We start from the raw sequence: 26,884 nt of genomic DNA on the forward strand, positions 1-26,884 counted from the left end.
GATCGCCTATGCCTACTGACAACGACGATCATGTCGACAGGCGGACGGTGCTCAAGTACGCCGGAACGGCCGGTGCTGTCGGTCTCGCAGGCTGTTCCGGAGGCGGCGACGGCGGCGACGGCGGCGACGGTGGCGGCGACGGCGGTGACGGTGGCGACGGCGGCGGCGACAGCTTCGAACTCGGCGTCACCATGGGCCAGATGGACTCCGGGCTCGACCCGCAGGACCACGCCGAGACGAACACCGAGATCATCGTCGGCCAGCTGTACGAGGGCCTCCTCGACCGCGACAAGGAGGGCGGCATCATCGCCGGCCTCGCCAACGAGTGGGAGCGCACCGAGGACGGTAGCGTCCAGTTTATGCTGCGCGACGGGATCACCTTCCACAACGGCGACGAGGTCACGCCGCAGGACGTCCGGTACAGCATCCGCCGGATCGTCTTCGAGGACGTCGGGATCGTCAGCCCGCAGTCCAACGACCTCGGCCTGGTCGACGAGGTGACGACCGGCGACGGGCAGGTGACGGTCTCCTTCGAGGGGTTCAACCCGATCGCCTTCCAGCTGTTCGCGACGAACGGCCCGATCATGCAGCAGTCGTGGGTCGAGGAGAACGGCGGCGACTACATCAACCGGAACGCCAACGGGACGGGGCCGTTCCGCCTCACGAACTACGAGTCGGGGAACCAAGTCGTCTACGAGCCCAACGAGGAGTACTGGGACGGCGCGCCCGAGGTCGACGAGCTCACCATGACCGCCTCCAGCGAGTCGAGCACGCGGGTCAACCAGCTGCTCGCGGAGGAGACGGACATCGTGACGAACGTACCGCCGAACGAGGTGTCGCGGGTGAACAGCTCCGACGTGGCGACGATCAACTCCGTTGCGAGCGCGCGGATCATCTTCCTCCAGATGCGCTACGACGTGGAGCCGTTCTCCAGCCAGCAGTTCCGGCAGGCGATGAACCACGCGGTCGATGTCGAGAGTATCATCGAGAACGTGCTCAACGGCTTCGGCAACATCACCTCCCAGCCGACCCTCGACGGCCACGTCGGCTACAACCCCGACATCGACCCGTATCCGTACGACCCCGACGAGGCCGAGCGGCTCGTCGAGGAGTCGGGGCACGCGGGCGTCGAAATCACGCTTGAGACGCCGATCGGCCGGTACCTCCGCGACGTCCAGATCGCGCAGGCGGCCGCCAGCCAGATCGACTCGCTGTCGAACGTCTCCTGTGAGGTCGAACAGCGTGAGTTCTCTTCGCTCGTTCAGGACGTCACTGCGCCGAACATCGAGGACCGCCCGCACTTCAACCTCCTCGGGTGGGGGAACGCGGAGTTCGACGGCAGCCAGACGCTGACGCCGCTGCTCTCCTCCGAGGGCGCGCTGACGGTGCTGAAAAACGACGAGCTCGACGGGCTGCTCACGGACGCCGAGGCGACCGAGGACCCCGACGAGCGCGTCGACATCCTCCAGGAGGCGAACCAGCTCGCCCACGACCTCGCGCCGTGGGTGTTCATGCACCAGCAGTTCAGCGTCTACGGCGTCTCCAGCGACATCTCCTGGGAACCGCGGGCCGACGAGTTCATCGACCCGGACACGGCGACCCAGCAGTAACGCGACTCACCTCTCCATATCGTTAGTAATGTCACTCGGCAGATTCGCACTCAAAAGAAGCCTCCAGGGGATCGGCGTCGTCTGGGGCGTCATCACGGTCGTGTTCGCGCTCCGGTTCGTCACCCCCGGGAGCCCGATCAACGCGGTCGCGCCGCTCGACGCGTCACAGGAGACGCGGCAGGCGATCGCCGCCGAACTGGGGCTCGACCAGCCGCTGTACGTCCAGTACGGACGGTACGTCTTCGAGCTGCTCCAGGGCGACATGGGCCGGTCCTACATCCGCGGACAGGAGGTCACGACCCTCGTCTTCGAACGCCTCCCCGCCACCGTGGAACTCGCCGTCGCCGCGAGCGTCGTGGCGATCGTCTTGGCGATCCCGCTCGGCGTGATCAGCGCCACGAACCGGAACGACCCGGTCGACTACGGCGCGACACTGCTGTCGCTCGGCGGCATCTCGACGCCGAACTTCTGGCTCGGGATCATGCTCATCCTGATCTTCGCGGTGGAGTTCAACATCTTCAACACCAGCGGCCGCGGGGTCGACGTCGGCGACGTCGCCCTCTCGGTCGTCAACGCCGAGCCGTTCGTCGGGACGCTGCTGACGTGGCTCGCGTACATCACGCTGCCCGCGATCGCCTTGGGGACCTACTTCATGGCGCTCATCACCCGGCTGACGCGGTCCGGGATGCTGGACGAACTCAGCCAGGGCTACGTCCAGGCCGCGCGCGCCAAGGGGCTCCCGCGGACGCTGATCCGATACAAACACGCGCTCCGGAACACCCTCATCCCCGTGATCACCGTCCTCGGACTCCAGCTCGGGACGCTGATCGGCGGCGCCGTGATCACCGAGGCGGTGTTCTCCTGGCCCGGGCTCGGCACGCTGGTCATCGAGAGCATCAACCAGCGGGACTGGCCCGCGCTCCAGGGGAGCCTCATCGTCATCGGGACGAGTTTCGTCCTCGTCAACATCCTCGTCGACGTTGTGTACGCCTACCTCGACCCGGAGGTGGTGACCGACTAACATGGTCTCTTCACGTGTCATTCGCAATCTCAAGAAGGAGTTCAGACAGAGCGGGCTCGCGAAGCTCGGGCTGGCGCTGGTGGTGATCATCGTGTTGGCCGCCGTGTTCGCCCCGTTCATCGCGCCCCACAACCCGAACGACCAACAGCTCAACCAGAGCGAGCTGCCGCCGATCGGCTTTTCGCAGACGGAGGAGCGGACCTCCTCGCAGATGGTCGACGGCGAGATCCAGACCGTCACCGAGGAGGTCGAGATCACCGCGGACCCGGCCCACGTGTTCGGCACCGACGGGCTCGGTCGCGACATGTTCTCGCGAGTGGTGTACGGCGCCCGGACCTCGCTCGTCGTCGGCGTCCTCGGGACGCTCTTGGCGGCGTCGATCGGGGTGCCGGTCGGCCTGCTCGCCGGCTACCACCGCGGACGGGTCGACGACGCGCTGATGCGGATCGCGGACATCAGCCTCGCGTTCCCCTCGCTCGTGTTGGCGGTCGCGCTGATCGGGCTGTGGGGCCGCGCGGCGGTGAACGTCCCCGACCCGTTCGTCGTCGCTGGCCTCGCGCCGGAGATGCCGAGCAGCTTCGTATTGCCGATAACGGTGGTGATCGTCGTCGGCCTCGTCAACTGGGTGTGGTTCGCCCGCGTCGCCCGCGGGGAGGCGCTCTCCTTGCGCGGGCAGGAGTACGTGAAGGCGTCGCGCGCGCTCGGCGCCGGCGACAACACGATCATCCTCCGGCACGTCCTCCCGAACGCGATCACGCCGATCATCGTCCTCGGGACGGTACAGGTGGCGGCGATCATCCTCTTGGAGAGCTCGCTGTCGTTCCTCGGCTTCTCCGGGACCACGCTGTCGTGGGGCTTCGACATCGCGCAGGGGCGCGACTACGTCTCCTCCGGCCAGTGGTGGATCGCCTCCATCCCCGGGCTCGCGATCATGCTGTCGGTGATCGGGATCAATCTGCTCGGCGACTGGCTGCGTGACGCCTTGGACCCCGGTATCGAGGGCGAAGGGGGTGCCGCATGAGCGACGCCGAGCGGCCGGACGACGACCCGGCGGGGAGCGAGCCGACCGCGGCGACCGACGGCGGGGCGAGCGACCCCGCCGCGACCGCCGACGCCGGACGCCTCGGCGCGGCGACGCCGAGCGGGGCGCCCGCGCCCGGCGACGTGCTGTCGGTCCGGGACCTCTCGACCCGCTTCTTCACCGAAGAGGGGCAGATCAACGCGGTGGAGTCGGCGTCGTTCGACCTCCGCGAGGACGAGATCCTCGGCGTGGTCGGCGAGTCCGGCTCCGGCAAGTCCGTGACGGCGCTGTCGCTCGTCGACCTCGTCGAGACCCCGGGCCGGATCACCGCCGGCGAGGTGTGGTACCGCGACCCCGACCTCGCCGAGGAGTTCCGCGGGACCGAGGGGGTCGGGGTCGACGGCGACCACGTCGACCTCCGGACCGTGCCGCCCAGCGTCCGGCGGTCGCTGCGCGGCCCCTCGTTCAGCGTCATCTTCCAGGACCCGATGAGCAGCTTCAACCCCTCGATCACCGTCGGCGAACAGATCGCCGAGGCGGTCGAGGTGCAGCGGCGGGCGCGGGCGAACCCCCGCTCGACCCGCTCGCGGACGCAGGGGTACGGACTCGGGAAGTACCTCCTCGACGGGATCGTCCCCGGTCGCGACTACACCAGCGAGGAGAGCATGGACCGGGCGGTCGAGCTGCTCGGGCAGGTCGGGATCCCCGACCCCGAGGAGCGCGTCGACGAGTACCCCGGCCAGTTCTCGGGCGGGATGCTCCAGCGCGCGATGATCGCGCAGGCGCTCGCCGGCGAGCCGGACGTGCTGATCGCCGACGAGCCGACGACCGCCCTCGACGTGACGATCCAGGCGCAGATCCTGAACCTGCTGAAAGAGATCCAGGCGGACCGCGGGATGAGCATCGTGCTCATCACCCACGATCTCGGTGTCATCGCCGAGATGTGCGACCGCGTCTGCGTGATGTACGCCGGCGAGATCGTCGAGCGCGGCACGCTCGACTCCGTCTTCGAGGACACCGTTCACCCGTACACGCGGGGGCTGCTCGGCTCCATCCCGGACGTGGACGACCCGCGGGCGCGGCTCGAACCGATCGCGGGCAACGTCCCGAGCCTGATCGACGCCGAGATGGGCGACCGGTGTTACTTCGCGGACCGGTGCCCGAAGGCGATGGAGGCGTGCCTCGACAAGCCGCCCGAGGCGACGGTCGACGCCGCCGCCGACCACGGCGCCAAGTGCGTCCTCGCGGACCGCGAGTACGACCCGGCCGACGCGCTCCCCGACGGCTACTTCGACGGGGGCGACGCCGCCGATCCCGACGACGGGGTCGCGGCCGACGGAGGTGACGGCGAGTGAGCGACTCGCTGCTCTCCGTCGACGGGCTGAAAAAGTACTACGCGGACGACCCGTCGCTCGTCGACCGCCTGCTCGGACAGGAGTCGGAGAGCGTGAAGGCGGTCGACGGCGTCTCCTTCGACGTGCGCGAGGGCGAGACGCTCGGGCTCGTCGGCGAGTCCGGCTGCGGGAAGTCGACGACCGGCGAGACGGTGTTGCGGCTCCGCGAGCCCACCGCCGGCGAGATCACCTTCGACGGCGAGGACGTGCGGGGCATGGGGTCGCGGGAGCTGACGGAGTTCCGCCGGCGCGCCCAGATCGTGTTCCAGGACCCGTTCTCCAGTCTCGACCCGCGGATGACCACCGGCGACATCGTCACTGAGGGGTTGCGGATCCACGACGTGGCCGACCGGGCTGAGCGGCGCGAGACGGCCCGCGACCTGCTCGAACGCGTCGGGCTGTCCGCCGACCAGATGGACCGGTACCCCCACGAATTCTCCGGCGGGCAGCGACAGCGGATCGGGATCGCCCGCGCGCTCGCCTTGGACCCCGACTTCGTCGTCCTCGACGAGCCGGTGTCCGCCCTCGACGTGAGCGTTCAGGCCCAGATCCTGAACCTGCTCGAAGACCTTCAGGACGACTTCGGGCTCACGTTCCTCTTCATCGCGCACAACCTCGGCGTGGTCCGCCACGTCTGCGACCGCGTCGCGGTGATGTACCTCGGCGAGATCGTCGAGATCGGGCCGGTCGAGGAGATCTTCGACGACCCCGCCCACCCGTACACGAAGGCGCTCCTGTCGAGCGTCCCGCGAGCGAGCACGGACGCGCGAGACGAGGAGTTCACCACGCTCCGCGGCGACGTGCCCTCGCCGCGGAACCCGCCGAGCGGGTGTCGGTTCCACACCCGATGTCCGGAGGCGCGGGCCGCCTGCCGGGAGTCGACCCCCCCGGGGTACGACCTCGGCGAGGAGCGCACGGCGACCTGCTTCCGGACGGACGACGACCACGCCTACTGGGACAGCGAGCCCATCGGCGAGAACGCGGCCGCCGAGGAGCCGGCGGACGACTGAGCGATCCGGTCGCCGCGGTCGCTGCCGCATTTATGTGCTCGCGGACGAACTGGTTCGCTCGTCGTGTCTCGAACCGGGAAGCCGCGTCCGGGTTATCTCTCCCCACCCCCTCGCTTGAGACATGTCGCAGAACGACTCCGTCTCCGACGGCGGCTTCGCGCGACGAACGATCCTTCAGGCCGCGGGGCTCTCGGGCGTCGCCGGGCTGGCGGGCTGTCTGAACGAGGCCACCACCACCGCGAGCGCCGGCGACGACGCGGACCCGCCGGCGACCGACGACGGGCCGACGCTCCCGGAGACGGGGTCGCCGGAGGTCGTCGACCTCGACGAGCGCGGCCGCGAGGTGACGCTGCGCTCGGTCCACGCCCGACACGCGGCCCACCCCGGGAGATCGCTGGGCGGGCCGGTCGAGATGCCGGTGACGTGGGCGTTCCAGGCCGACGACGGGACGCCGAGCGTCCCCGGCCCGGTGCTCCGGGCGACCGAGGGCGACGACCTCTCGATCACCCTCGACAACACCGGCGGGGAGATGCCGCACACGCTCCACTTCCACGGCGTCTCGAAGTCATGGAAGGACGACGGGGTCCCGTCCACGACGGGGATCACCGTGATGCCTGGCGAGGAGCACACCTACCAGATCGGCGCGGACGTGCCCGGCACCCACCTCTACCACTGCCACTTCAACACCCCGATGCACATGGACATGGGGATGTACGGGATCCTCCGGATCGACCCCGAGGGGTACGAGGAAGCCGACGTCGAGCAGTTCATGACGCTGAAAGACTGGGACACGCGGCTCTCCCGGTCGTACGGCGGCGCGGACGCCAGCTACGACGTTCAGGACCGTCGCCCCGACGCGTTCACGATCAACGGCCGCGTCGCGCCGTACACGCTCAACCCCGACCACGGCTCGCCGGTCGTCGTCAGCGAGGGCGACACGGTGCGGCTCCACCTGGTCAACGCGGGGTTCATGTCGCACCCGATGCACACGCACAACCACCGGTTCCGCACGGTGGAGAAGGACGGCGCGCCGTACCCCGAGGTACTGCAATTACCTGAGGACGTGGTGAACGTCGCGCCCGCGGAGCGGTACACCGTCGAGTTCGCGGCGGACGCGGACCCCGGCATCTACCCGATGCACTGCCACAAGGTGGACCACGTCCAGAACGGCGGCGTCTACCCCGGCGGGATGCTCACTGCCATCGTCTACGAGGAGGCGATGGGGACCGAGGTGTTCGCGGACCTCATGGAGAAGGCGGAGTACGAGATCTGAGCGCCGGGATCTGACCGCACGAACGCTCTCTTCCGATCACCGTTCGCGGACGACGACGAACTCTGCGAGGTCGCGCAGGTACTCGATCGCCTCGGTCTCGGGCGGATCGGCGTCGTCGAGGGCGGCGAGCGCGCGCTCCGACTCGGCGCGGGCACGCTCGTTGATCTCCTCGGGCGACAGCGACGTGACCTGGAGGACGCTCGGGCGGTCCATCTCAGCGTCCTGTCCGGTCGGTTTGCCGAGGTCGTCAGCGTCGGCGGTGGCGTCCAACACGTCGTCGCGCATCTGGAAGGCGACGCCGACGCGCTCCGCGTACTCGCCGAACGAGTCGATCGCGTGGGGGTCGGCGCCGCCCGCGACCGCGCCCAACTCGGCGGCGGCGCGGAACAGCGCGCCCGTCTTCCGGCGCGCTAGATCCATGTACTCGGCCTCGTTGGTCGGGCGCGCGGCGAGCTCGGTCGCCTCGCCCTCGCCGAGTTCGACCATCGCCTCGGCGACGGTGCGCATCGCGCGCGGCTCGGCGGAGAACAGCGCGAACGCCTCGCCGAGCAGGCCGTCACTCGCGATGATCGCCGGGCCGTAGCCGAACTCCGCCCACGCGGCGGGGGTGCCGCGGCGGACCTCGGAGCGGTCGATGATGTCGTCGATCACGAGCGAGGCGTTGTGGACGAACTCGATACCGGCCGCGAAGTCGACCGCCTCCTCGGGGTCGCCGTCGAACGCCTCGCAGGCGAGGACGGTCACCGCGGGGCGGACGCGCTTGCCGCCCGCGAGGACGACGTGCCCCACCTCACCGGACAGCTCCTCGGGCTCGACGTCGTCGATGACCGACTCGATCCGGTCTTCGACCAGCCCGACCCGACGCTGCAAGTACTCCATCTACCGACCGGAGGGCCCCGGCGCGCAAAGGCCTAACGGAACGCCGTGCCGGCGGAAATCCGGACGACTGCGCCGACGCTCGCCCGGGGATCTCTCCCGTGGTTCGCGGCCCCGGAACCTCACCGCCGAGCCGGGACTCCGGCGGCGTTCGCCGCCGATCCGCGGGCGGTCATCCGTTCGTCATAGCGCCCGGCGACGGTCCGCCTCCGGTCCTACTGGAACCGAACGCCTAGGTCGTTGAGCCCGTCGTTGTTCGAGGCGACGTTGATCAGAAGCGGCGTCAGCGCCTCGATCTCGGGTGCGTTGGCGATCCCGCCCGCGTCGAGCGCGCGGAGCCCCTCGATCCCCTCGGCGACGTCCGCGACCGTTCGCTTCGCGTCCCCGTCGTCGCCGATGACGAGCGTGTCGACGCCGAGGTCGGCGTCGAGGTTCGCCAGCCGCGCGGCGGCGAGGTTGTGGAACGCGCCGACGACGGCGACGCCCTCCGGCGCCGCGTCGGCGACGATCGCGGTCACTGAGCCCGCGCCGGGCTTGTGGTAGTGGAACCCCTCGTCGTCGCGTTTCATCCCCGTGGCGGGCGAGACGAGCACGTCGCCGTCGTCCAGCGACCCCGCCACCGCCTCCACGGTGTCGCCGACGTGATACGGCGGCACCGCGAGGACGACGACGCGGGCGTCGGCGGCGACAGCGGCGTTCTCCCCGCCGGTCACCGCGGCGTCGAGCCCGCGGCTCTCCAGTTCGGTCGTGTACTCCTCGGCCTTGGTCTCGGCCTTCTCGGCCTCCCGCGACCCGACCGCGATCCGGTGCGGGGTGTCCGCCGCCAGCCGGAGCGCGAGCCCCTCGCCGATGTCGCCGGTGCCGCCGAGTATCGCGATTCGCATACGAACACTGGGGTCGCTCGCGTCTTAGGGGTTGCGCGACCGGCCGTCCTCGCCACCACCGAAGCCCGCGGTCTCGGGGCGACCGAAGCGGGAGGATTCTTTACCGAGGCGAGGGAGGCCACGCGTATGGACGAGCAGGACCGCGTCGCCGCCTTCGTCGCCGAGCACGGGTTAGAGACCGACCTCGCGCACCGGGTCCTCGACCTCGAGAGCGAGGTCGGCGAGATCGCCAAGGAGGTGGCGACCTCGACCGACTACGGAAGCGAGCCGGACGCCGCCGCGATCGCGACCGACGAGATCGGCGACGCGCTGTTCGCGCTGCTCGCGCTCGCCGAGGCGGCGGACGCCGACGCCGCCGAGGCGCTCGACGAGTCGCTGGCGAAGTACGAGGCGCGGATCGCGTCCTCCGGCGACGCCGGGTCCGGGCAATAGTGACCCGACCGGCGATGCCGGGTCCGGGCAAGACCGACCCGCCCCGGGCGTCGGTTCAAGTGCGTCGGCCGCCTACCCCGCCCATGACCGACACCCCGTCGCTCGCGCTCCGCTACGTCGCCTGCGACGCCTGCGAGACGGTGTTCGCCCGGGCCGACGCCGCTGCGGAGCCGGACGCCTGCGACCGGTGCGGCGCCCCCGCGCTCCGCGAGCTCTCCGGCGTTCGAGGACCGGACGCGTACTTCGTCCCCTGATAGTGTTTAATTCGAATCTTTACCGGTGAGATACGGCCAGATGTTCGGTTCGGTGATCGCGCTTAGTCCTCGCAGAATGTAATCTTTCAGCGTCGAGAGATCTGGCATAAGGCGGTACTTGAACCACTCCTGTAGTTGGTCCCAGCACCCTTCGACAGCGTTCAACTCGGGGAGTTTCGATGGGAAGTACCACACTTCGAGATCGTCCCCACGCACGCACGAGACCGAACTGTCTCCGACAGTTTCGGTCTCGCGTTCTCCGCTCACGTGTTCCCAGAGATCCCTCGCGTAGAAGTAGCCCGCTCGATCCAGAAACACCACTAACTCCTCGCCAAACTTGTGTTTCAATGCCTCTAACAGCCGAATCCCGTGGAATCTGGTCAAGTTCTCTTCTGTCCAGCAGTAGAAGCTGTCACCGTCGTCGGTGACAGCGCCAAGCACTGTCACCGACTCCCAAGACGTTGCTGTCTCTATCGTCGGATTTGACCCGATCGGGTACCAGCCACGCCGCTGAACGGTTCCGACGTGCTTGGTGAATTGATCGACGACAACGACGGTTTTCTCGCTCAGTTCGGCTCGTTTTTTTTGACTGTCTGCTGAAACTCAGCCTTCTCTTCGGGGTCAGCTTCGTGGTGTTGAGGCCGTGCTGTCCGCAAGGACAGCCCGGCCTCTCTCAGCAATTCGTAGGCGTAGTTTTCGTGGTATTCGACGCCGTACTCCTCTTTGACGTGGTGAAGGAGGAGCTTCGCCGACCACGCTTGCTGATCGTAGCCGAGTTCGGTTGGCGGCTGTTGTAGCTGTTCGAACAGCTGCTCGCGGTCTTGTCCCTTGATTTTTCCTGGGTGTCCTGGTCGAGGAGCGTCGTAGGGGGCTTGCTCGATCGGTTCTTCTTCGAACCGATCGAGCCAGTTGCGGATCGTTTTCTCGACGACGTCATGGCGTTCAGCCAATGTATCCAAGTGATCGCCCTGTTTGCGCCCTATCGCCGCGAGAACACGTTCCCGCGGCTTTCCCTCGTCAATCTCCTCTTTAACTTCGTAGAGTTCCTCAAGCGCAACCTCGTCAAGCCGACCCATTACCGGCTCTACTACGTCTATCGGTAAATGTCTTCCTTAAACACTATGAGTCCGACCGCTCGGGCCGCGACTCCTGCGCCTCCGACGCGCCGGTCACGCCGACCGGCTCACCGGAGGTCGTCCATCTCTAGGTCGCCGGCCGCGATCGCCTGTAACTCCTCGTCGGAGAGGCGGTCGATCACGAACTCCGGCATCCCTTCCGGTAGCCCCGCCGGGATCGACCGGCCGCCGTCCGTCACCGACGCCGCTTGGAATCCGTCGTCGCCGCCGTCGGCGGACAGCCGGCGCACGCTGCGTTCGACCTCCTCGACCGCCGCGGACTGGCACTCGCTCTCCTCCGCGAGCTCTCCCATCCGCTCCGAGATCTGATTCGACTGCTCGACCACCCCGTCGATCGTCGCGGCGATCTCCTCGGCGGCCGCGGCCTGCTCGTCGGTCACGTCGGAGACCTCGTCGATCCCGTCGGCCGTCTCGGTGACTGCCTCGGCGATGTCGGTGAGGCTCTCCGCCGCGTCGCCGACGCGCTCGCTCCCCTCGTCGACTCGCACCGTCGTCTCCGAGAGGCTCTCGACCGTCTCCTCGGTGTCGGCGCGGATGCCGTCGACCATCGACTCGATGTCGCTCGCGTGCCCCTGCGACTCCTCCGCGAGCGACTTGATCTCGTCGGCGACGACGCCGAACCCGGCACCCGCCTCGCCGGCCCGGGCCGCCTCGATCGAGGCGTTGAGCGCGAGCAGGTTCGTCTGGTCGGCGATCCCGTCGATCGCGTCGACGAACTCGTCGATCTCCTCGACCCGCTCTTGAAGCGCCTCCACGTCGGCCGCCACCTCGTCGACCGCGTCGCCGATGTCGTCCATGGCCGACGCGGCGTCGTCGGCCGCGTCACGGCCGTCCTCCGCGAGGGTCTCTGCCCGGCTGCTCGTCCGATCGACCTCGTCGGCCGTCGACGCCACCTCCTCGACGGTCGCCGAGAGGTTCGCGACCTCGGAGGAGACCTCGGCGACCCGCCGCGACTGTTCCTCGGCCGCGTCGCCCACCTCGGCGGCGCTCTCGGCGACGTCGCCCGCCGACTCGCGGAGGTCGCTGATCGGGTCTTCGACCTCCGCCTCCACCTCCGCCATCAGCTCCTCGTTCCGCTCGACGGCCGCCGAGAGCTTCTCGCTGTACGAGTGGATGTACGTGTCCGTGACGACCTGCATGTCGAGGTTGACGATCCGGAGGACGGAGAGCAGGTCCTCGATCGCGTCGTCGACCTCCGCCTCGACCGCCGCCGCGGTCTCGTCGTCGACCGTCCCGCCGTCGTCGGGGGCCAGCCGGTCGGTGAGCGAGTCGACGAGCCGGTCGCCGATAAGCGGGAGGATCAGGTCGTAGTAGACGCCGTACTGCCCGATGTAGTGTTTCATCGGCATTTCCAGCATGTCGTGGATCTTGCCGATCCGCGCCCGGTCCTCGAAGTACTCCGTCCCGTACTCGCCCCCCGCGAGCGTCACGAGGTACGCCGACTGGGTCCGCTTGAGCTGTTCGAGCCCCTTGTCGGACCGGCCGATCACCGCGGTCGTCTGCTCGTGCTCGGTGAGATTCTCGTAGAAGTCGTCCGCGATCTGCTCCGCGTTCTCCGCGAACGCGTCCTCGTACCGGCTCAGTCGCCGCTCGTCTTCTGCGTCGAAGCCGACGAACTCCTTTCGCCACGCGATCTCGTCCCCGTCGAGACCGATCTCGTCGACCAGCTCACCCACGTCGAGCCCGTCGTTCAAGCCGCCCTGACCGAAGTCGTGCCGGCCGTACTCTCCCGATGTAGCCATGCTGAGACCTCTCCGCTTGGGTTATATAAACGGCCACCCCCAGGTCTCACGGCTGATACCGGCGATTCGTGCCGCCTATCCGCGACGGACGGCCGACCCCGCGTCGGCGCCCGTTCAGTCGGCGCCGGCCGCGTCGCCTTCCGCGGGCGCGTCCCCGTCGGCGACCGGCTCGACCGCGACCGCCGAGTGCTTGAACTCGGGGATCTTCGCCGCCGGGTCGAGCGCGTCGCCCGTCAGCGCGTTCGCGAGCGGGTCCGGGTAGTGGAACGTACAGAACACGACGCCCTCGCGGACCGCCGGCGTGACCTCGGCGGCGACCTCGACGCTCCCGCGCTCGTTCGAGACGGTCACTCGGTCGCCGTCCTCGATCTCGCGATCGGCGGCGTCCGCCGGGTGGATCTGGAGCGCGTCCTCGCCCCGCATCGCCACGAGTCGGTCGGAGCGCCGGCTGAGCGCCCCGCTGTTGAAGTGCTGCATCACGCGACCGGTCGTCAGCGTCAGCTCGCCGGCGTCGAGTTCGTCCGCGGGCGGGACCGGGTCGACGACCGCGAGCGGGGCGGTGCGCTCGCCCGTCGCGAACGTCTCCGCGTGTAACACGCCGGTGCCGGCCCCGTCGCTCGCCGAGAACGGCCACCGCTGGTAGCCGCCGCCGATCTCCGCGTAGCTCATCCCCTCGTAGATCGGGGCGACGCGGGTCAGCTCCTCGAAGGCCGCCTCCGGGCCGTCGTGGTCGAACGCGTCCGGCCGGTCGGTCAGCCGCTGGCCGAGGTCGGTGAGGATCTCGAAGTCCCGTCGCGCGTTCCCCGGCAGGTCCGCGTTCGGCCGCATCCGCATCACGCGCCGGTCGGTGTTCGTCACGGTCCCGGCCTTCTCGGCCCACGCGCTCCCGGGGAGGACCACGTCCGCGTGCTTGGCCGTCGCCGTCTCGAACAGGTCGATGACGACGCAGAAGTCGAGGTCGTCGAACGCCGACGCGACCGCCGTCGCGTTCGGCTCGGTGACGGCCGGGTTCTCGCCGAAGACGACCGCCGCGCGCACCTCGTCGCCGAACCGGTGGGTCGCCTCCACCTCGGTGAGGCCGGGCTCCGCCGGCGGCTCGACCCCCCACACCTCGGCGACGCGCTCGCGGGCGGCCGCGTCCGTCACGGGCTCGTACCCGGGGAGCACGCCTGGCAGTCCTCCAACGTCACTCGTGCCCTGAACGTTGTTTTGGCCCCGCAGCGGGTTCACGCCCGTCCCGGGGCGGCCGACGTTGCCGGTCAGCAGCGCGAGGTTGAGCAGGGCGTGGACGTTGTCGGTGCCGCAGCGGTGCTGGCTCGTCCCCATCCCCGTCACGATCGCGGCGCGGTCGGCCTCGCCGTACGCCCGGGCGGCCTCCCGGATCGCCTCCGGGTCGACGCCGGCCGCCTCGGCGTTCGCGGCGACGTCCACGCCGGCGAGGTGGCCGCGAAGGCGGTCGAACCCGGTCGTGCGCTCGTCGAGGAACGACTCGTCGACGAGGTCCTCCTCGACGAGGACCGCCGCGACCGCGTTCGCCACCTCGATGTCGGTGCCGGGGCGCAGCGGCAGGTGGACGTCCGCCGCCTCGGTGGTGTCGTTCGCGCGCGGGTCGACGTGGACCAGCGTCGCGCCGTCGCGGATCGCCGGGAGGAGGTACGACCGGAACGCCACGGGGTGTTGCTCGGCCGGGTTGGCCCCGTTGACGAACAGGCAGTCCGTCTCCCGGAGGTCGTCGAGCGTGTTCGTCATCGCGCCGGCCCCGAACCGCTCGCTCATCGCCGCGACGGTCGAGGAGTGACAGAGCCGCGCGCAGTTGTCGACGTTGTTGGTCCCGAGGACGCGCGCGAGCTTCTGGAGGACGTAGTTCTCCTCGTTCGTACAGTTCGACGACGCGAAGAACTGGACGGCGTCGGGGCCGTGCTCGTCGACCACGCGCCCGATTCCGCTCGCGACGCGGTCGAGCGCCTCCCCCCACGGCGCGGTGACGAAGTGCCCGTCGTGTCGGACCAGCGGCTCCGTCAGGCGGTCCTCGTGGTCGACCACGTCGAACGCGGCCGCCCCCTTCGGGCAGATCTCTCCCTTGGCGTTCACCGCCCCCTCGACGCCGGTCGCGCCGCCGCGGTCGGCGTACTCGATCTGGCAGCCGACGCCGCAGAACGGACAGACGGTGGGGCTCGACTCGAAGCTCCGTTCGGTCGGATCGGGCATCGGTCCCACGTAGGAGCCCCAGCACCCTCCGAACACCCCCGGCGTAGCGTGGTGTTTTAATTACCCTCTCGTCTCGGTGCCGGCCCTCCCGTCTCGGTATCCGTCCCCTCGCCTCGATGTCCGCCCGCCTCTCGCGCCGGTCGACGGTGTTCGTCCGCCGTCTTCGCGCCCCCGACGCGGCGGCGAGTCACCCGGTCACGGCGTCGCTCTCCGCCGGCGCGAGCAGGCGGCCGAGCGACAGGGCGCCCGCGGTCACGAGGCAGGCGGCAAACGCGATCGTGCCGAGCTTCCCGCCGAAGCCGACGAAGTACGGCGCCGCGCCGACGAACGCCACGCCGGCTGTCCCGCCGGCCAACAGCATCGCGCCGGGCCCTGGGATCCGCTCCGGGGTGGCCATCCCGGCGAACGACGCGCAGAAGGCGGCCGCAGCGACCGCGTCGCCCGCGGCGAACAGCGGCGGACAGACGAGGCCGGCCGCGAGCCCGACGACGGCGGAGGCGACGACCGGGCCGTGGTCGAGCTGAACGCTCACGAGGTACGTGACGGGCGCGGCGACGGCCGCCGCGGCGACGAGCCCCGTCGCGACGGCCGGCTCCGGGACCGTCCCCGCGCCGGGAGTCAGCCCGCCGAGCGCCGCCACCGACAGGCAGCCGACGAACGCCGTCGTGCCGAGCTTCCCGCCGAACCCGTTGAACGCGCGCTTGGCGGCGACGAAGACGCCGGCGGCGACGAGGCCGGCGGCGGCCACCGACCCGAGTTCGGCGTCGGCCGCGGGGGTCGCCATCCCGACGAACGAACCGCAGTAGGCGGGGGCGCCGTACGTCTCGGTCAGGAGGTGCGCGCAGAGCCCAACGAGCGCGGACGCGACGACCGCGCCGACGCCCACCCGCACGGAGAGGGCGTACGTGACCGGCGCCGCGGCGGCGACGGCGGTCGCGTTGCCGAGGTCGGTCCGCGTGACGCCGAAGTCGTCCGTCCGCAGCGCGTCCCGGGTCTCCCTCGCGACGGTGGCGCCGAGGCTCACCGCGCCGACCGCGAGGACGACCGCGCCGGCCAGCAGGTTCGGTCCGCCTGCGGCGCCGCCGGCCAACCCCGCGGCCGCCGCGACGCTCATTCCGCCCCCGGCGCCGGCCAGGGCGATCGCTCCGAGTGCGTGGATCGCTCGTGTCACGGCTGCGACTCCGGGGCGCGGACCGATACCGACCGGCCCTCAGTATTGCGGGTGTTCTCTGCGAGACCCGGTCACGGGACCGGTGTATCGTGGATCAGGCATTTGTACCCGTCGTGCTAACCCCGATCTGATGGGAACCGGAGGGAAGCCGGCGGACGACGGTGTCGCGGCCGCGCACGGGGGCGTTCGCGCCGGCGTCGCGATCCACGGGACCGAGGGGTGTCCGGTCGTCGCCGCGTCGACCGTCCACGACGGACCGATAACCGGCGTCAACTGGACGCACGTGGGTGACACGCACACCGAGGAGTTCCGCGCCCGCGACCCGGACGCGGTCGACCGCGCGGAGGGGGTCCCGACGCCCACCTCGGTCGTCGACCTCGGCGACGAGCGGGTGTACCGGTACGACCGCCCGCGCGACGGGGCGTGCGCCTGCCGGATAATCGAGGAGCTCGACTGCCCGATCGCGGACGCCCGCGCCGAGGACGGCGTCCTCCTCCTGACGCTCCACCTCCCCGACCTCGAACGCCTGCGCGACATCGTCTCGGCGCTCGACGGGACGGCGGAGCGCGTCGAGGTCCGCTACCTCGTCGAGGGGTCGGCGCGCGGCGACGAGGTGTCGGACCGGACCCTCGTCGACCGCGGCCGCCTCACCGATCGCCAGTGCGAGGTGTTGCGGACCGCCTACCGCATGGGCTACTTCGAACGCCCCCGCGACGCCAACGCGAGCGCGGTCGCCGACGCGCTCGACATCTCTCCCTCGACGTTCGCCGAGCACCTCGCGACCGCACAGCGGAAGCTCTTGGAGGAGACGCTGGCGGAGAACTGAGGGCTCTGCTCCCCCGCCGCGTCAGGCGGCGTGTTCGTTGATCGCGGATTCGAGCGTCGCCCGGTCCTGCGCGCCGACGAACCGGTCGACCGCCTCGCCGCCGGCAAACAGGACGAGCGTCGGGATGCTGCGCGCGCCCAGCTGCTGGGCGACCGCCTGGTTCGCGTCGACGTCGACCTTGGCGATCGCGGCATCGCTTTCGGCCGCGAGCGCCTCGATCGTCGGCTCCATCATCTGACAGGGGCCACACCAGTCGGCGTAACAGTCCACGAGGACGACGTCGTGCTCGTCGACCGTGCGCTGGAGTTCGTCCGGTCCGTTCACGTGGATCGGCTCGTCCGGGGTCGCCGCCCCGCCGTCGCCCGTCTCGGTTCCGGCGCCCTCGTCGAGCGCGTCGCCGTCGCCGAGGCGCGCTTCCAGCTCTCGGCGCTTCTGCTCGCGAATCCGCTCGCGCTCGGTCTTCGCGTCGTCTCCCGTCGATTCGTTCGCTTCGGCTGCGTCGCTCATGCGCCAGTATTGGGTATTTAGGACAATATACTTTCCGCCTTCGGATCCCCCGTCGCCTCACTCCGCGGACCCGAGGAGCTCGTCGAGCCCGGCGGCGGCCAGGTCCACGTGGTCCGCGACGAGGTCGGCCGCGCGCTCGTACGGCGACCGGTCGGCGGTCGTCGCGTCCGGGCGCGTCCGGCCCGCGCTCGCGAAGACCGTCTCGACGAAGGCGTCGCGCACGGCCGCCGTCTCGAAGAGTCCGTGGAGGTACGTCCCGAGGACGCGGTCGGTGGCGACGCCCTCGGCACCGAGCGGCTCGGTCGCGAGCAGCGTCGCCGCGGCGTCCCGCTCCCCGTCGTCGAGGACCCGCGTCCGCCCGGCGCGGATCTCGTAGCCCGTCGCGCGCCCCTCGGCGCCGGCGATCGGGCCGACGCCGTCGACCGCCCGGGTGACGCGCTCGACGCGCTTCTCCGTCGAGAACCGCGTCTCGACTGGCAGGAGGCCGACCCCCGGAACCGCTTCGCGGTCGCCGACGCCCTCGACGGCCGCGTCGAGGAGGCGTTCGCCGAGCAGCTGGTACCCGCCGCAGACGCCGACCACGGGGGCGTCGAACGCGCGCAGCGCGCCGTCGAAGCCGGCCTCGCGGAGTGCGAGCAGGTCGTCGACGGTGTTCTTCGACCCCGGGAGGACCACCGCGTCGACCCCGTCGAGCGCGGCGTCGAGCGGGAGGTAGGCGACGCGGACTCCCGGCACGCGCGCGAGCGGCTCCAGGTCGGTGAAGTTCGAGATGCGCGGCAGCCGCGGGACCCCGACCCGGACGGCCTCGTCGTCCGGAACGCCGTCGTCGGTGCCGAGGACGCCGCCGCTGCCGGTCCCGCCGCCACCGCTTCCGTCCTCGGCGGTCGCCGCGTCGGGCAGCGAGAGGCTGTCCTCCGCCGGGAGCCCCGGGTCGTCGTGCGGGACGACGCCGACGACGGGCACGCCGGTTCGGGCCTCGATCTCGTCGATCCCGGGTTCGAGGAGGGCCGGGTCGCCGCGGAACTTCGTGATCACGGCGCCGCACACGCGTTCGCGGAGGTCGTCGGGGAGCAGTTCGAGGGTCCCGTAGAGGCTCGCGAACGCGCCGCCGCGCTCGATGTCGACCGCGATCAGGATCGCCGCGTCCGCGAACCGCGCGCACTCGACGTTCGCGAGGTCGCGGTCGTGGAGGTTGATCTCGGCGATGCTCCCCGCGCCTTCGGCGACGATCACGTCGTGGTCGGCCGCGAGGCGCTCGTGGGCGGCGACCGCGGCGTCGCGGGCGGTCGCCCAGTGGTCGTCGTAGTACGTCGACGCCGGAGCGTTCGCGACCGCCTCGCCGTCGACGATCACCTGGCTCTCGCCGCCGCCGCGCGGCTTGAGCAGGACGGGGTTCACGTCGGTCGTCGGCACGGTCTCGGCCGCCCGGGCCTGGACGTGTTGGGAGACGCCGACCTCGCCCCACTCGCCGTCCGGGGCGAGCGCGACCCGCGCGTTGTTGCTCATGTTCTGGGCCTTGTACGGTGCGACCGAGACGCCGCGCCGCGCGAGCAGTCGGCAGAGCCCGGCCGCCAGCGTGCTCTTGCCGACGTGGCTCGCGGTACCCGCGATCAGCACCGTGTCGGCGTTACTCTCCGGGTCCGCCTCGGCCCCGCCGCCCTCGTCCGCGCCGGCGTCGGTCACGGTCGCGCGGCCCTCATCGTCAGTACTCCGTCCCCCTGCGCGCCCGCTGGCCGTCGTCGAACGGGTGGGCGACCTTGCGGACGTTCGAGATCAGATCGGCGACGCCGTCAAGATAGTCCGGTTCGGCGTGGCTTCCGGTGAGGACGAGTTCGAGGTCCTCGGGCTTCGACTCGGCGAGGCGGACAACCTCGTCGGGGGCGACGAGCCCGCGGTCGGCCGCGTACAGCAGCTCGTCGAGTATCAGCAGGTGGACGCCCGCCTCGGGCGCCCCGTCGAGTGCGAGCGGCTCGGTCAGGTCTGCCTCCGCAGCGCCCATGACGAGCGCCTCCGCGCGGTCGAAGGCGGCCGCCGCCTTCGCCTCGTGCTCGTCGTCGGCCGACCCGTCGAGCAGGCCGTGCCAGCCGTAGTGACCGGCGTTCTCGTAGGTGAAGCCCGGAACGGCCGCGATCGCGTTGTATTCGCCCCTGACGCCCTCGACGCTGTCCGCGCCGCCCTTCATGAACTGGAGCATGTGGACGCGGTAGCCGTGGCCCGCGGCCCGGAAGCCCATCCCCATCGCCGCGGTGGTCTTCCCCTTGCCGTCGCCCCAGAACGCCTGGACCAGTCCGAACTCCTCGGGGGCGGCCGGCTCGATCGGCTCCGGCTCCGGGGCCGCGCCGCCGCCCGGGGTGCGGGCGCGGTCGCCTGCGGCTCCCTCGCCGGCGTCGGTCGGTGTTTCCTCGTGCGCGTCGGTCGGTTCCTCGTCGTCGGTGTCGTCGTGGTTCGTGGTCATGGGTCGAAAACCTCCGCCCGGTCGCCGGTGACGACGCCGTGTTCGGCGTCGACCGCCGGTCCGGGCACGTCGCCGTCCGGGTACCGCGACCGCAGGCTCGCGCGGACCGCGTCCCGGACGCAGGCGCGGGCCGCCCCGCCGACCGCCGTGGCGCTCCCGGAGAACTCCGCCGGCTCGCCCTCCGGATCGTCGGCGACGACGACGGCGTCGCTCGTCGTCCCCGGAATCCCCGCCCCCGCGAGCAGCGTCGCCGTCTTCGCCTCGGCCGCGACCGCGACGAGGTTCGCCGCGGCCCCGGGGGCGAGCCGCCGCGTCGCGCCGACGATCAGGTTCACCGTTCCGGGGGGGTCGACCGGTGAGCCGGCGGCGTCGGCGCCCGAATCGACCGGCTCGCCCTCGTCCGTCGGCTCCATCGGCAGCATCGCGGGGTTCGAGAGGCCGACCGTCGCGTACGCGACGACCGGCCCGAGCCGCGCGCCGCGGGCGTGCTCCATCGAGACGCCCGTGAACAGCGTCGGCGGCGCGTCGCGGTCGCCGTCGCTCCCCTCGGCGCTCCGCCCGTCCGCTTCGGCGGCGAACCCCGCTCGCGCCAGCCGCTCGTCGCGGTAGGTCCCGAGGTCGGTCCGGGCGAACCCCTTCGGGACGGTGACGTTGTACGCGGTCGCCGCCCGCGACCGCCCGCCGTCCCACCCGGTCGAGAGCCAGCGCGTCCCCGGCCGCCGGAGCCGGAGGACGCCCTCGCTGACGGTCGCCTCAAACATCGGCGTCCCCACCTCCGCCGCCGTCTCCCGTCTCGGCGTCCGCTTCGTCGTCGTCTTCCTCGCCGTCGACGCCGAGCGCCGCGAGGAGTCGGTCGTTCTCCGCCGGGCGGCGGACCGCGACCCTGACGTGCGAGTCGAGGCCCCGGAACGTCCGCGCGTCGCGGACGGCGACGCCCCGCTCCCGGGCGCGCGCGACGACGCGGTCCACGTCGCGGTCGCCGACGTCGACGAGCAGGAACGGGGCCTCGGAGGGCGCCACGTCGTACCGCTCGCCGAGGCCGGTCCGCAGCCGCCCGCGCTCGCGGCGGACGCGGTCGCGGGTCTCGCGGACGAACTCCGTCTGCCGGAGGCAGTACTCCCCGGTCGCGAGCGCCGGGGCGCTCACGTTCCACGCCCGGCGCGCGCCCCGCATCGCCGCGCCGAGGTCGCCCGTCGCGACCGCGAATCCGGCCCGGATCCCGGGGAGCCCGAACAGCTTGGTGAGCGCCCGCGCGACGACGACGCCGTCGGTGCCCGCGAGCGACTCGCGCTCGGTGAACCCGAGGAACGCCTCGTCGACGAGCAGCACGGTGTCGGCCGCGCGGCAACGCTCCGCGAACGCGAGCAGCGCCTCGCGGTCGTAGCCGGCCCCGGTCGGGTTGTTCGGCGTACAGACGACCGCCAGGGCGTGGCCGCGCGGGTCGGCGTCGAGGACGCGCTCGGCGTCGACGAACGAGGGATCGCCGCCCCGAAGTCGGACCTCGCGGGCGTACTCGCCGAAACTCGGCGCGGGGAGCAGGGCCGAGTCGCCCGGGTCGACCGCGAGCGCGATCGCCGTCCGGATCGCGGCCAGCCCGCCGGGCGTCGGGACCACGCACTCGGGGTCGCAGCCGACGTAGTCGGCCGCGGCCGCCCGGAACGCTTCCGGGGGCTCCGGCGGGTACGTCCGCGCCGTCTCGAAGGCCGCACGGTAGACGCGCTCGACGCCTGCCGGGACCACCGGGTTCGTGTTCGCGCTGAAGTCCAGCAGGTCCGGGTCGTCGGTACTTCCGTGGGGTTCGCGTCCGAGCGCCGCCGCGCGCTCGCGATTCACGACCGGTCACCTCCCTCGGCGGCTCCCGGCTCGCCGAGCCACTCGACCCCGCCGGTCGGGAGGGTCGGGGCGTCGCACTCGCCGGCGAGGATCCGCTCGGCGAGCCGACGGTCTCCGGGGCGGTTGACGTTGAGCGCGAGGCGGGCGTCGCGGGTCGCGCGGACGGCCTCGTCGCCCGCGCCGTCGATCGCTCCGACGACGTTGACGCCGGCCGGGACGCGCTCGTCGGGTGCGTCTCCGTCGGCCGCCTCGTCGCCTCCTCCGCACTCGCCTCCCGCTCCGTCGTACCGCGTCGCGGCGTCGGCGCTCGCGCCTAACTCGCGCTTGCGTGCGGCGGGGACGCGGATCGACAACGATTCCCCCCCGGCCGCGGCGTGGGCGTCGAGGACGGCGTCGACCGCCGGCCCGTCAAGCAGCGGGAGGTCGACCGCGACCGTGAGGACCGGCGGTTCCGGACCCTCGGCCAGCGCCGCCTGAAGATCCGCGACGTACCCGTCGCCTGGCGTGTCGACGACGGTCACCTCGACCGAGCCCGCCCCTCGTTCGGCGCCGTCGGCGACCCGTCCGCCCCCGCTCGCCCGCTCGCCCAGTCGCTCGCGGGTCCGCGGCGTGTGTGGCGAGACGGCCGCGTACGCGGTCTCGACCCGGCTCGCGGCGAGGGTGTCGAGCGTCCGGTCGACCATCGACCGCCCGGCCACCGGCGCGAGCGGCTTCTCGCCCTCGCGGTCGAGTCGCGTGCCGCGGCCGCCGCACATCACGAGAGCGTCCACGCGATCACCCCCGCGTGTAGCCCGACGACGCGGGCGAGCTCGTTCGTCGCGCCGAGCACGTCGCCGCTGACCCCGCCGAGCCGCGAGCGCGCCCACGCGAACGCGAGCGCGGCGACGACGACCGCGGCGGTGATCGCGGCCGCGACGACGCCGGCGCCCCCGGAGCTGAGGCCCGCCCGCGCGCCCAGCGCCGCGGGCGTCGTCACGAGTGCGACGCCGGCGAGCGCCCGCGGGCCGGAGGCCGCCGTCAGCGCCGACCCGAGCCCTTCGTGCGGGGCGTCGCCGACGCAGACGAGCGCCGCCGTCGCGGCCTTCGCGCCCACCTCCGCGAGGACGACGAGGGCGACCGCGTCGCCGAGCGAGCGGGCCGCGACGCCCGTGACCGCCGCCCCCGCGGCGACGAGCCCGGCGACGACGAGCGCGAGCGCGACCGTCCCGCCCACGCCGAGCGCGGAGTCTTTCAGGACCGCCCGCCGCCGCTCGGCGTCGCCGTGGACGACCGCCGCGTCGCCGAGGTCCGCGACGCCGTCGAGGTGGGTGATCCCGGTGACGAGGGGGAGCCACGCGGCGGACGCGACGCCGACCGTGAGCGGCGGCACCCGAACCGGCACCAGCGCGGCCGCGACGACCGGGAGCGAGACGAGCGCCCCGATCGCGTACCCGACCGCCGGCATCGCCGCTGGCGTCCGCCGGAACGCCTCCCAGGCGCGGTCGGTGCGGCCGACGGGGATCCGGGAGAGGAACCCGAGCGCGCCGCGGAGCGCCGCGACCGGTCTGGTCAGGACCACGCGACCACCCCCGCGAGCGCGAGGACCCACGCCGCCGCGGCCGCGACGGTGACCCCGCCGGCGACGCCGACGAGCCGCACGGCGTCGCGGGCGGCCGCGGGCGACGGCGCCTCCGGACCGCCGTCGAGGACGTACGCCCCCGGCTTCTCTAGGCGGACGCCGAGCGCGGCGGCGGCCGTCGCCATCGGCCAGCCCGAGTTCGGCGACGCCGGCTCGCGGGCCAGCGACCGGGCGCGCCGCAGGCTCCCGGGCGACCGGGCCGCGACGGCGAGACAGCACGCCGCGACCCGCGCCGGCAGGAACATCGCGGCGTCGTCGAGCCGGGCGCTGGCCCAGCCGACCGGCTTCGACCGGTAGCCGAGCATCGAGTCGAGCGTGTTCACCGCCTTCACCCAGGCCGCGGCCGCGACCCCCGCCGCCAGCGCGCTCTCGACGGTCGCGGCGCTCCCGGCGACCGTGGCCGTCACGCCGGTCGTGCCGGCCCCGGGACTCCCACCGACCGCCGCGACCGCGACGGCGCCGGTCGCGCCGGCGGCGAACCAGACGAGCGGTGCGACGAACCCGTCCGCGAGGTTCTCCGCGGCGCTCTCGACCGCAGCGCTACGGAGCGCGGCCGGAGAGAGGTCGGCCGGGTCGCGCCCGACGAGCGCCCGGACCGACTCCCGGGCGGCGTCGGGATCGGTCTCGGTCTCGGCGACGACCTCGCCGGTCACGTCGAGCAGCATGCGGAGGCTCGCGACCGAGAAGCAGACGCCCGCCGCAGCGGCGACGGCGGCGACCGGGACGCCGCCGGGTCGCGGGCCGTGCGCGGCGGCCAGCCAGACGACCCCGCCGCAGAGTGCGGCCGCGGCGAGAGGGAGGCCGGCCGCGACCGCGACGCCGACGAGCCGAGGGCGGCCCCACTCCCGGTCGAACCGGCCGACGAGGGTCCCGAACAGCGCGACCGGGTGGACGCGGTGCGGCGGCTCCGCGGCCGCGAGATCCAGCGCGAGGGCGAGCGCGACCGGCGCGAGGAGCGTGGCAGCCGGAGCAATCAGCGCGGCGGCGGGTTCAGCGACCTGCGCGGCGACGGCCGGCTCGGTGGCCCCGACGGGCGCGGCGGCTCCCGTCATCCCGTCACCTCGTCGAGGAACGCGTCGAACGCCCCGCTCTCGGGGTGGACGTGACAGTACGTCCCGAGCGTGCGGTGTTCGGTCAGCCCCTCCCGGTCGCCGTCGATGCCGGTCCCGCGCTCCACGTCGAACGCGAACCGGGCGTCGGGGGCGACCTCGGCCGCGGAGTAGTGGAACTCGTGGCCGCGGAGCCGATCCCCGGCGGCCGCTGTGAGCGCGCCGCGGCGGGCGCGGAGTTCGACGTGGTCGAGCGCCTGATACCGCTCCCGGCGCTCGACGCTCGCGGGGAGGACGCCCGCCATCTCGTGGCTGTCGCCGTCGGCCGTCGTCAGCGTCTCCGCGAGGGCCATTAGCCCGCCGCACTCGCCGAGGACGGGCGTCCCCTCGGCCGCGGCGTCCGCGACCGACGCAAGCGCGGGCCCGTCGGCGAGCGCCGCGGCGTGGAGCTCCGGGTAGCCGCCGGGGAGGTAGACGCCGTCGCAGGGCGGGAGGTCGTCGCCGGCCGCGGGCGCGAAGGGGACTACGGTCGCGCGCTCGGCGAGCCGCTCGCGGGTGGCCGGGTAGACAAACCGGAAGGCGGCGTCGTCCGCGACCGCGACCCGCGGGCGGTCGTCGCCGTCTCCGGGGCTCGCTCGGCTGTCGCCGCCCGCCGGTCTCGCCTCCGGGCCGGTCGCGGGGAGCGTCGGTTCGCCCGCGACATCGAGCAGCCGGTCGGTCCGGAGCGTCTCGGCGGCGGCGTCGAGCGCCGCCGAGTCGAGCGGTGCCTCCTCGCCCATCCGTAGTCCGAGGTGGCGGTCGGGGATCTCCAGATCCTCGCGGGGTGGGATCCGGCCGCAGTAGGCGAGCGAGTTTGGGAGCGCCTCGCGGATCCCCGACTCGTGACGGCCGCCGTGCGCGCGCTGTGCGACGACGCCCGCCACGTCGAGGTCGTGGTCGGTCCGGTCGGCGTACGTCGCGAAGCCGAGCGCGGTCGCCGCGACGCTCTCCATCCCGGCGCTCGCGTCGACGACGAGGACGACCGGGAGGTCGAGCGCGGCGGCCACCTCGGCCGTGCTCGCGGCGCTGCCGTCGTACAGCCCCATCATTCCCTCGACGACGCAGACGTCACCGTCGCCGCGGGCGTAGTTCCGCCGGAGGCCGTCGTTCCCCTGAAGCCACGGGTCGAGGGTGCGCGACGGCCGCCCGGCGACCCGGGCGTGGTGGCTCGGGTCGATGAAGTCCGGCCCCGCTTTCGCGGGCCGGACGGTCCGGCCGGCGTTCTCGAACGCGCGGATCGTCGCGAGGGTCGCCACCGTCTTGCCGACGCCCGACGCCGTGCCGGCGAGGACGAGTCCCCTCACCGTCGGTCGCCTCCGTTCGCGGGGGTAGTCCCGTCTCCCCCGTCGGACTCCGTCCGATCCGCGAGCAGGCGGTCGGCCACGGCGGCGACCCGCTCGCGGACGGCGTCGTCGCCGACCCCGGCGCGCTCCGCGAGCGCGAGCGCCCCGCCCATGCCGACGCCCTCCTTCGCCTCGCCGCGGGCGTACGCCGCCATCGCCGGGTGGTCGCTCTCGCCGAACCCGGGGTCGGCCGCCGCGAGCGTCAGGTCCAGGTCGCCGGCGAGCGCCGGGAGATCCGCGGTGGGGTCGTCCGCGACGAGCGACGTGGTCGCCAACGGGAGTGGTCGCTCCACGCCCGCGTGCCGGGCGAGCGCCGCCGCGGCCGCGAGCTGTGTGCCGTCCGCGAGGGTCACGTCGATCCCGGCGTCGGCCGCGCCGACGATCAGCCCCGAAACGGCGGCGAGGACGGGGTCGCCGGCCAGCCGGACCGCCTCGATCGGGTCGTCCGCCGCGCCGCCCGGGTCGAGGCCGCTCGCGTCCAGCCCCTCGGCGACGACGCGCCGCTTGCGCTCGATCGGATTCGCCGGTAGCGACGAGGAGACGGCGGCGCGCTCGCCGAGCGCGGTCAGGACTCCGAGCGCGGTGGTCGTCCCGCCGGGAATCGTCTCGGCGACGAGCAGCTCGGCGGGTCCGTCGCCGTCGCGTTCGGGGCCGGCTCCCTCACCGGACACGGCGAGGTCGGGCGCCAGCGAGCGCGCGCGCTCGAAGACGGTTGCCGCCTCCGGGACCGGCTCGGGGTCGCGGACGTCGCCGCCCGGGGACGCGCCGACCTCGCGGACGCTCGCCGCGGTCGGCGCGCCGAGTCCGGCGTCGACGAACTCGACGGGAAGGGTCTCCGGGCCGAGCAGCTCGCGGACCGCGCGGGTGACGACCGCGGGCGTCGCGCAGCCCGTCGGACTCATCGGCACGGGCGAGTCGGGCGCGGGGCGCCCCGCCTCGACGATTTCGAGGTCGGCGCTCGGCGTGTGAACGCGTAGCTCCGGGTCGGCGCCCGCAGCGCTGATTCCGTCGATGGCGGCGGTCGCGGTCGTTCCCGCGACGACGAGGAGTCTCATACCTCCCACCGGTACCTCCCTCCGTCGCGCCCGCGTGCCGCCGGCGCGGCGTCGATGTGTACCACTAGCGGTTCATCGATACAATTGAACTTTAATCGATCGACGAGCGGCGGCCGGTTCGAGCGTT

At 72.4% G+C, this 26,884-nt stretch carries 26 protein-coding genes; 9 read left to right on the forward strand and 17 right to left on the reverse strand.

Features of this window, described 5'->3' with window-relative positions:
- Nucleotides 1-8: 8 nt before the first annotated feature.
- From EO776_RS02730 to EO776_RS02755, 6 genes are all read left to right on the forward strand, one after another.
- A complete protein-coding gene (locus EO776_RS02730; RefSeq protein WP_086216183.1) occupies nt 9-1,610 on the forward strand; it encodes an ABC transporter substrate-binding protein in 1,602 nt (533 codons plus the stop codon).
- 28 nt (nt 1,611-1,638) lie between these two features.
- Complete coding sequence (locus EO776_RS02735) at nt 1,639-2,631, forward strand: ABC transporter permease (RefSeq protein ID WP_049931400.1); 993 nt, start codon at nt 1,639-1,641, stop codon at nt 2,629-2,631.
- 1 nt (nt 2,632) lies between these two features.
- Nucleotides 2,633-3,652, forward strand: a complete 1,020-nt coding sequence (locus EO776_RS02740) for an ABC transporter permease (protein WP_049931401.1) — start codon at nt 2,633-2,635, stop codon at nt 3,650-3,652.
- The gene (locus tag EO776_RS02745; protein ID WP_241897912.1) at nt 3,649-5,007 is read left to right on the forward strand and encodes an ABC transporter ATP-binding protein; all 1,359 of its coding nucleotides are present in this window, start codon (nt 3,649-3,651) and stop codon (nt 5,005-5,007) included. The genes EO776_RS02740 and EO776_RS02745 overlap by 4 nt, the downstream gene beginning before the upstream one ends.
- Nucleotides 5,004-6,056 carry an ABC transporter ATP-binding protein gene (locus EO776_RS02750; protein ID WP_049931402.1) on the forward strand — a complete coding sequence of 351 codons (1,053 nt, stop codon included), beginning with the start codon at nt 5,004-5,006 and terminating at the stop codon, nt 6,054-6,056. Before EO776_RS02745 ends, EO776_RS02750 begins: the two co-directional genes overlap by 4 nt.
- 121 nt (nt 6,057-6,177) lie before the next feature.
- Nucleotides 6,178-7,329, forward strand: a complete 1,152-nt coding sequence (locus tag EO776_RS02755) for a multicopper oxidase domain-containing protein (protein ID WP_094520117.1) — start codon at nt 6,178-6,180, stop codon at nt 7,327-7,329.
- A 36-nt stretch (nt 7,330-7,365) separates the two neighbouring features.
- On the opposite strand, the gene EO776_RS02760 is transcribed toward EO776_RS02755, so the two are convergent.
- Nucleotides 7,366-8,208: a polyprenyl synthetase family protein gene (locus EO776_RS02760; RefSeq protein WP_049931403.1), complete on the reverse strand. Its 843-nt coding sequence runs from the start codon at nt 8,206-8,208 to the stop codon at nt 7,366-7,368.
- 212 nt (nt 8,209-8,420) lie between these two features.
- Nucleotides 8,421-9,089 carry an NADPH-dependent F420 reductase gene (gene npdG / locus EO776_RS02765; RefSeq protein WP_100050353.1) on the reverse strand — a complete coding sequence of 223 codons (669 nt, stop codon included), beginning with the start codon at nt 9,087-9,089 and terminating at the stop codon, nt 8,421-8,423.
- Between the two features lie 126 nt (nt 9,090-9,215).
- On the opposite strand from npdG, the gene EO776_RS02770 reads away from it, so the two are divergent.
- Both EO776_RS02770 and EO776_RS18840 read left to right on the forward strand, forming a co-directional pair.
- Nucleotides 9,216-9,521 carry a MazG-like family protein gene (locus tag EO776_RS02770; RefSeq protein WP_049931405.1) on the forward strand — a complete coding sequence of 102 codons (306 nt, stop codon included), beginning with the start codon at nt 9,216-9,218 and terminating at the stop codon, nt 9,519-9,521.
- Between the two features lie 83 nt (nt 9,522-9,604).
- Complete coding sequence (locus EO776_RS18840; protein ID WP_155120035.1) at nt 9,605-9,775, forward strand: hypothetical protein; 171 nt, start codon at nt 9,605-9,607, stop codon at nt 9,773-9,775.
- 6 nt (nt 9,776-9,781) lie between these two features.
- Here EO776_RS18840 and EO776_RS02775 read toward each other — a convergent pair whose 3' ends face one another.
- The 5 genes from EO776_RS02775 to EO776_RS02795 form a co-directional block, all read right to left on the reverse strand.
- Nucleotides 9,782-10,345, reverse strand: coding sequence for a transposase (locus EO776_RS02775; protein ID WP_080508605.1), 564 nt, complete (start codon nt 10,343-10,345; stop codon nt 9,782-9,784).
- Nucleotides 10,342-10,851 carry an IS630 family transposase gene (locus tag EO776_RS02780; RefSeq protein ID WP_049932884.1) on the reverse strand — a complete coding sequence of 170 codons (510 nt, stop codon included), beginning with the start codon at nt 10,849-10,851 and terminating at the stop codon, nt 10,342-10,344. The genes EO776_RS02775 and EO776_RS02780 overlap by 4 nt, the downstream gene beginning before the upstream one ends.
- Before the next feature lie 107 nt (nt 10,852-10,958).
- A complete protein-coding gene (locus EO776_RS02785) occupies nt 10,959-12,653 on the reverse strand; it encodes a globin-coupled sensor protein (protein ID WP_241897913.1) in 1,695 nt (564 codons plus the stop codon).
- 114 nt (nt 12,654-12,767) lie between these two features.
- Nucleotides 12,768-14,861 carry a formate dehydrogenase subunit alpha gene (gene fdhF / locus EO776_RS02790; protein ID WP_094520118.1) on the reverse strand — a complete coding sequence of 698 codons (2,094 nt, stop codon included), beginning with the start codon at nt 14,859-14,861 and terminating at the stop codon, nt 12,768-12,770.
- Nucleotides 14,862-15,048: 187 nt separating this feature from the next.
- On the reverse strand, nt 15,049-15,975 hold the full coding sequence (locus tag EO776_RS02795) for a hypothetical protein (protein ID WP_094520130.1): 927 nt from the start codon (nt 15,973-15,975) through the stop codon (nt 15,049-15,051).
- Between the two features lie 187 nt (nt 15,976-16,162).
- Between EO776_RS02795 and EO776_RS02800 the strand changes: the two genes are divergently transcribed.
- Nucleotides 16,163-16,858, forward strand: a complete 696-nt coding sequence (locus EO776_RS02800) for a helix-turn-helix domain-containing protein (RefSeq protein WP_086216790.1) — start codon at nt 16,163-16,165, stop codon at nt 16,856-16,858.
- Between the two features lie 21 nt (nt 16,859-16,879).
- On the opposite strand, the gene trxA is transcribed toward EO776_RS02800, so the two are convergent.
- From trxA to EO776_RS02850, 10 genes are read right to left on the reverse strand one after another with little or no spacing between them, the layout of a single operon-like run.
- On the reverse strand, nt 16,880-17,365 hold the full coding sequence (gene trxA / locus EO776_RS02805; RefSeq protein ID WP_049931408.1) for a thioredoxin: 486 nt from the start codon (nt 17,363-17,365) through the stop codon (nt 16,880-16,882).
- Nucleotides 17,366-17,422: 57 nt separating this feature from the next.
- On the reverse strand, nt 17,423-19,048 hold the full coding sequence (locus EO776_RS02810) for a cobyric acid synthase (RefSeq protein ID WP_094520119.1): 1,626 nt from the start codon (nt 19,046-19,048) through the stop codon (nt 17,423-17,425).
- A gap of 19 nt (nt 19,049-19,067) precedes the next feature.
- Nucleotides 19,068-19,820 (reverse strand): cob(I)yrinic acid a,c-diamide adenosyltransferase, encoded by a 753-nt coding sequence (locus EO776_RS02815; RefSeq protein WP_094520120.1) that lies wholly within the window; start codon nt 19,818-19,820, stop codon nt 19,068-19,070.
- A complete protein-coding gene (locus EO776_RS02820; RefSeq protein WP_086219810.1) occupies nt 19,817-20,581 on the reverse strand; it encodes an adenosylcobinamide amidohydrolase in 765 nt (254 codons plus the stop codon). The genes EO776_RS02815 and EO776_RS02820 overlap by 4 nt, the downstream gene beginning before the upstream one ends.
- A complete protein-coding gene (locus EO776_RS02825) occupies nt 20,574-21,653 on the reverse strand; it encodes an aminotransferase class I/II-fold pyridoxal phosphate-dependent enzyme (RefSeq protein ID WP_094520121.1) in 1,080 nt (359 codons plus the stop codon). The genes EO776_RS02820 and EO776_RS02825 overlap by 8 nt, the downstream gene beginning before the upstream one ends.
- Entirely contained in the window at nt 21,650-22,408 is a 759-nt protein-coding gene (locus EO776_RS02830) for an NTP transferase domain-containing protein (RefSeq protein WP_094520131.1), read from the reverse strand. The genes EO776_RS02825 and EO776_RS02830 overlap by 4 nt, the downstream gene beginning before the upstream one ends.
- Nucleotides 22,408-23,211 (reverse strand): adenosylcobinamide-GDP ribazoletransferase, encoded by an 804-nt coding sequence (gene cobS / locus EO776_RS02835; protein WP_094520122.1) that lies wholly within the window; start codon nt 23,209-23,211, stop codon nt 22,408-22,410. The genes EO776_RS02830 and cobS overlap by 1 nt, the downstream gene beginning before the upstream one ends.
- Nucleotides 23,202-24,323, reverse strand: coding sequence for a CobD/CbiB family cobalamin biosynthesis protein (locus EO776_RS02840; RefSeq protein WP_080508577.1), 1,122 nt, complete (start codon nt 24,321-24,323; stop codon nt 23,202-23,204). Before EO776_RS02840 ends, cobS begins: the two co-directional genes overlap by 10 nt.
- Nucleotides 24,320-25,663 carry a cobyrinic acid a,c-diamide synthase gene (locus EO776_RS02845; RefSeq protein ID WP_094520123.1) on the reverse strand — a complete coding sequence of 448 codons (1,344 nt, stop codon included), beginning with the start codon at nt 25,661-25,663 and terminating at the stop codon, nt 24,320-24,322. The genes EO776_RS02840 and EO776_RS02845 overlap by 4 nt, the downstream gene beginning before the upstream one ends.
- The gene (locus tag EO776_RS02850; protein ID WP_094520124.1) at nt 25,660-26,766 is read right to left on the reverse strand and encodes a nicotinate-nucleotide--dimethylbenzimidazole phosphoribosyltransferase; all 1,107 of its coding nucleotides are present in this window, start codon (nt 26,764-26,766) and stop codon (nt 25,660-25,662) included. The genes EO776_RS02845 and EO776_RS02850 overlap by 4 nt, the downstream gene beginning before the upstream one ends.
- Between the last annotated feature and the right edge of the window lie 118 nt (nt 26,767-26,884).

The organism is Halorubrum ezzemoulense (assembly GCF_004126515.1).
In the GTDB taxonomy this organism is placed as follows: Archaea; Halobacteriota; Halobacteria; order Halobacteriales; family Haloferacaceae; genus Halorubrum; species Halorubrum ezzemoulense.

Coding starts and splice junctions, on each gene's coding strand:
- EO776_RS02730 (WP_086216183.1), top strand. CDS start 9: ATGCCTACTGACAACGACGATCATGTCGACAGGCGGACGGTGCTCAAG.
- EO776_RS02735 (WP_049931400.1), top strand. CDS start 1,639: ATGTCACTCGGCAGATTCGCACTCAAAAGAAGCCTCCAGGGGATCGGC.
- EO776_RS02740 (WP_049931401.1), top strand. CDS start 2,633: ATGGTCTCTTCACGTGTCATTCGCAATCTCAAGAAGGAGTTCAGACAG.
- EO776_RS02745 (WP_241897912.1), top strand. CDS start 3,649: ATGAGCGACGCCGAGCGGCCGGACGACGACCCGGCGGGGAGCGAGCCG.
- EO776_RS02755 (WP_094520117.1), top strand. CDS start 6,178: ATGTCGCAGAACGACTCCGTCTCCGACGGCGGCTTCGCGCGACGAACG.
- EO776_RS02760 (WP_049931403.1), bottom strand. CDS start 8,208: ATGGAGTACTTGCAGCGTCGGGTCGGGCTGGTCGAAGACCGGATCGAG.
- npdG (WP_100050353.1), bottom strand. CDS start 9,089: ATGCGAATCGCGATACTCGGCGGCACCGGCGACATCGGCGAGGGGCTC.
- EO776_RS02770 (WP_049931405.1), top strand. CDS start 9,216: ATGGACGAGCAGGACCGCGTCGCCGCCTTCGTCGCCGAGCACGGGTTA.
- EO776_RS18840 (WP_155120035.1), top strand. CDS start 9,605: ATGACCGACACCCCGTCGCTCGCGCTCCGCTACGTCGCCTGCGACGCC.
- EO776_RS02780 (WP_049932884.1), bottom strand. CDS start 10,851: ATGGGTCGGCTTGACGAGGTTGCGCTTGAGGAACTCTACGAAGTTAAA.
- EO776_RS02785 (WP_241897913.1), bottom strand. CDS start 12,653: ATGGCTACATCGGGAGAGTACGGCCGGCACGACTTCGGTCAGGGCGGC.
- fdhF (WP_094520118.1), bottom strand. CDS start 14,861: ATGCCCGATCCGACCGAACGGAGCTTCGAGTCGAGCCCCACCGTCTGT.
- EO776_RS02795 (WP_094520130.1), bottom strand. CDS start 15,975: ATGAGCGTCGCGGCGGCCGCGGGGTTGGCCGGCGGCGCCGCAGGCGGA.
- EO776_RS02800 (WP_086216790.1), top strand. CDS start 16,163: ATGGGAACCGGAGGGAAGCCGGCGGACGACGGTGTCGCGGCCGCGCAC.
- trxA (WP_049931408.1), bottom strand. CDS start 17,365: ATGAGCGACGCAGCCGAAGCGAACGAATCGACGGGAGACGACGCGAAG.
- EO776_RS02815 (WP_094520120.1), bottom strand. CDS start 19,820: ATGACCACGAACCACGACGACACCGACGACGAGGAACCGACCGACGCG.
- EO776_RS02820 (WP_086219810.1), bottom strand. CDS start 20,581: ATGTTTGAGGCGACCGTCAGCGAGGGCGTCCTCCGGCTCCGGCGGCCG.
- EO776_RS02830 (WP_094520131.1), bottom strand. CDS start 22,408: ATGTGCGGCGGCCGCGGCACGCGACTCGACCGCGAGGGCGAGAAGCCG.
- EO776_RS02840 (WP_080508577.1), bottom strand. CDS start 24,323: ATGACGGGAGCCGCCGCGCCCGTCGGGGCCACCGAGCCGGCCGTCGCC.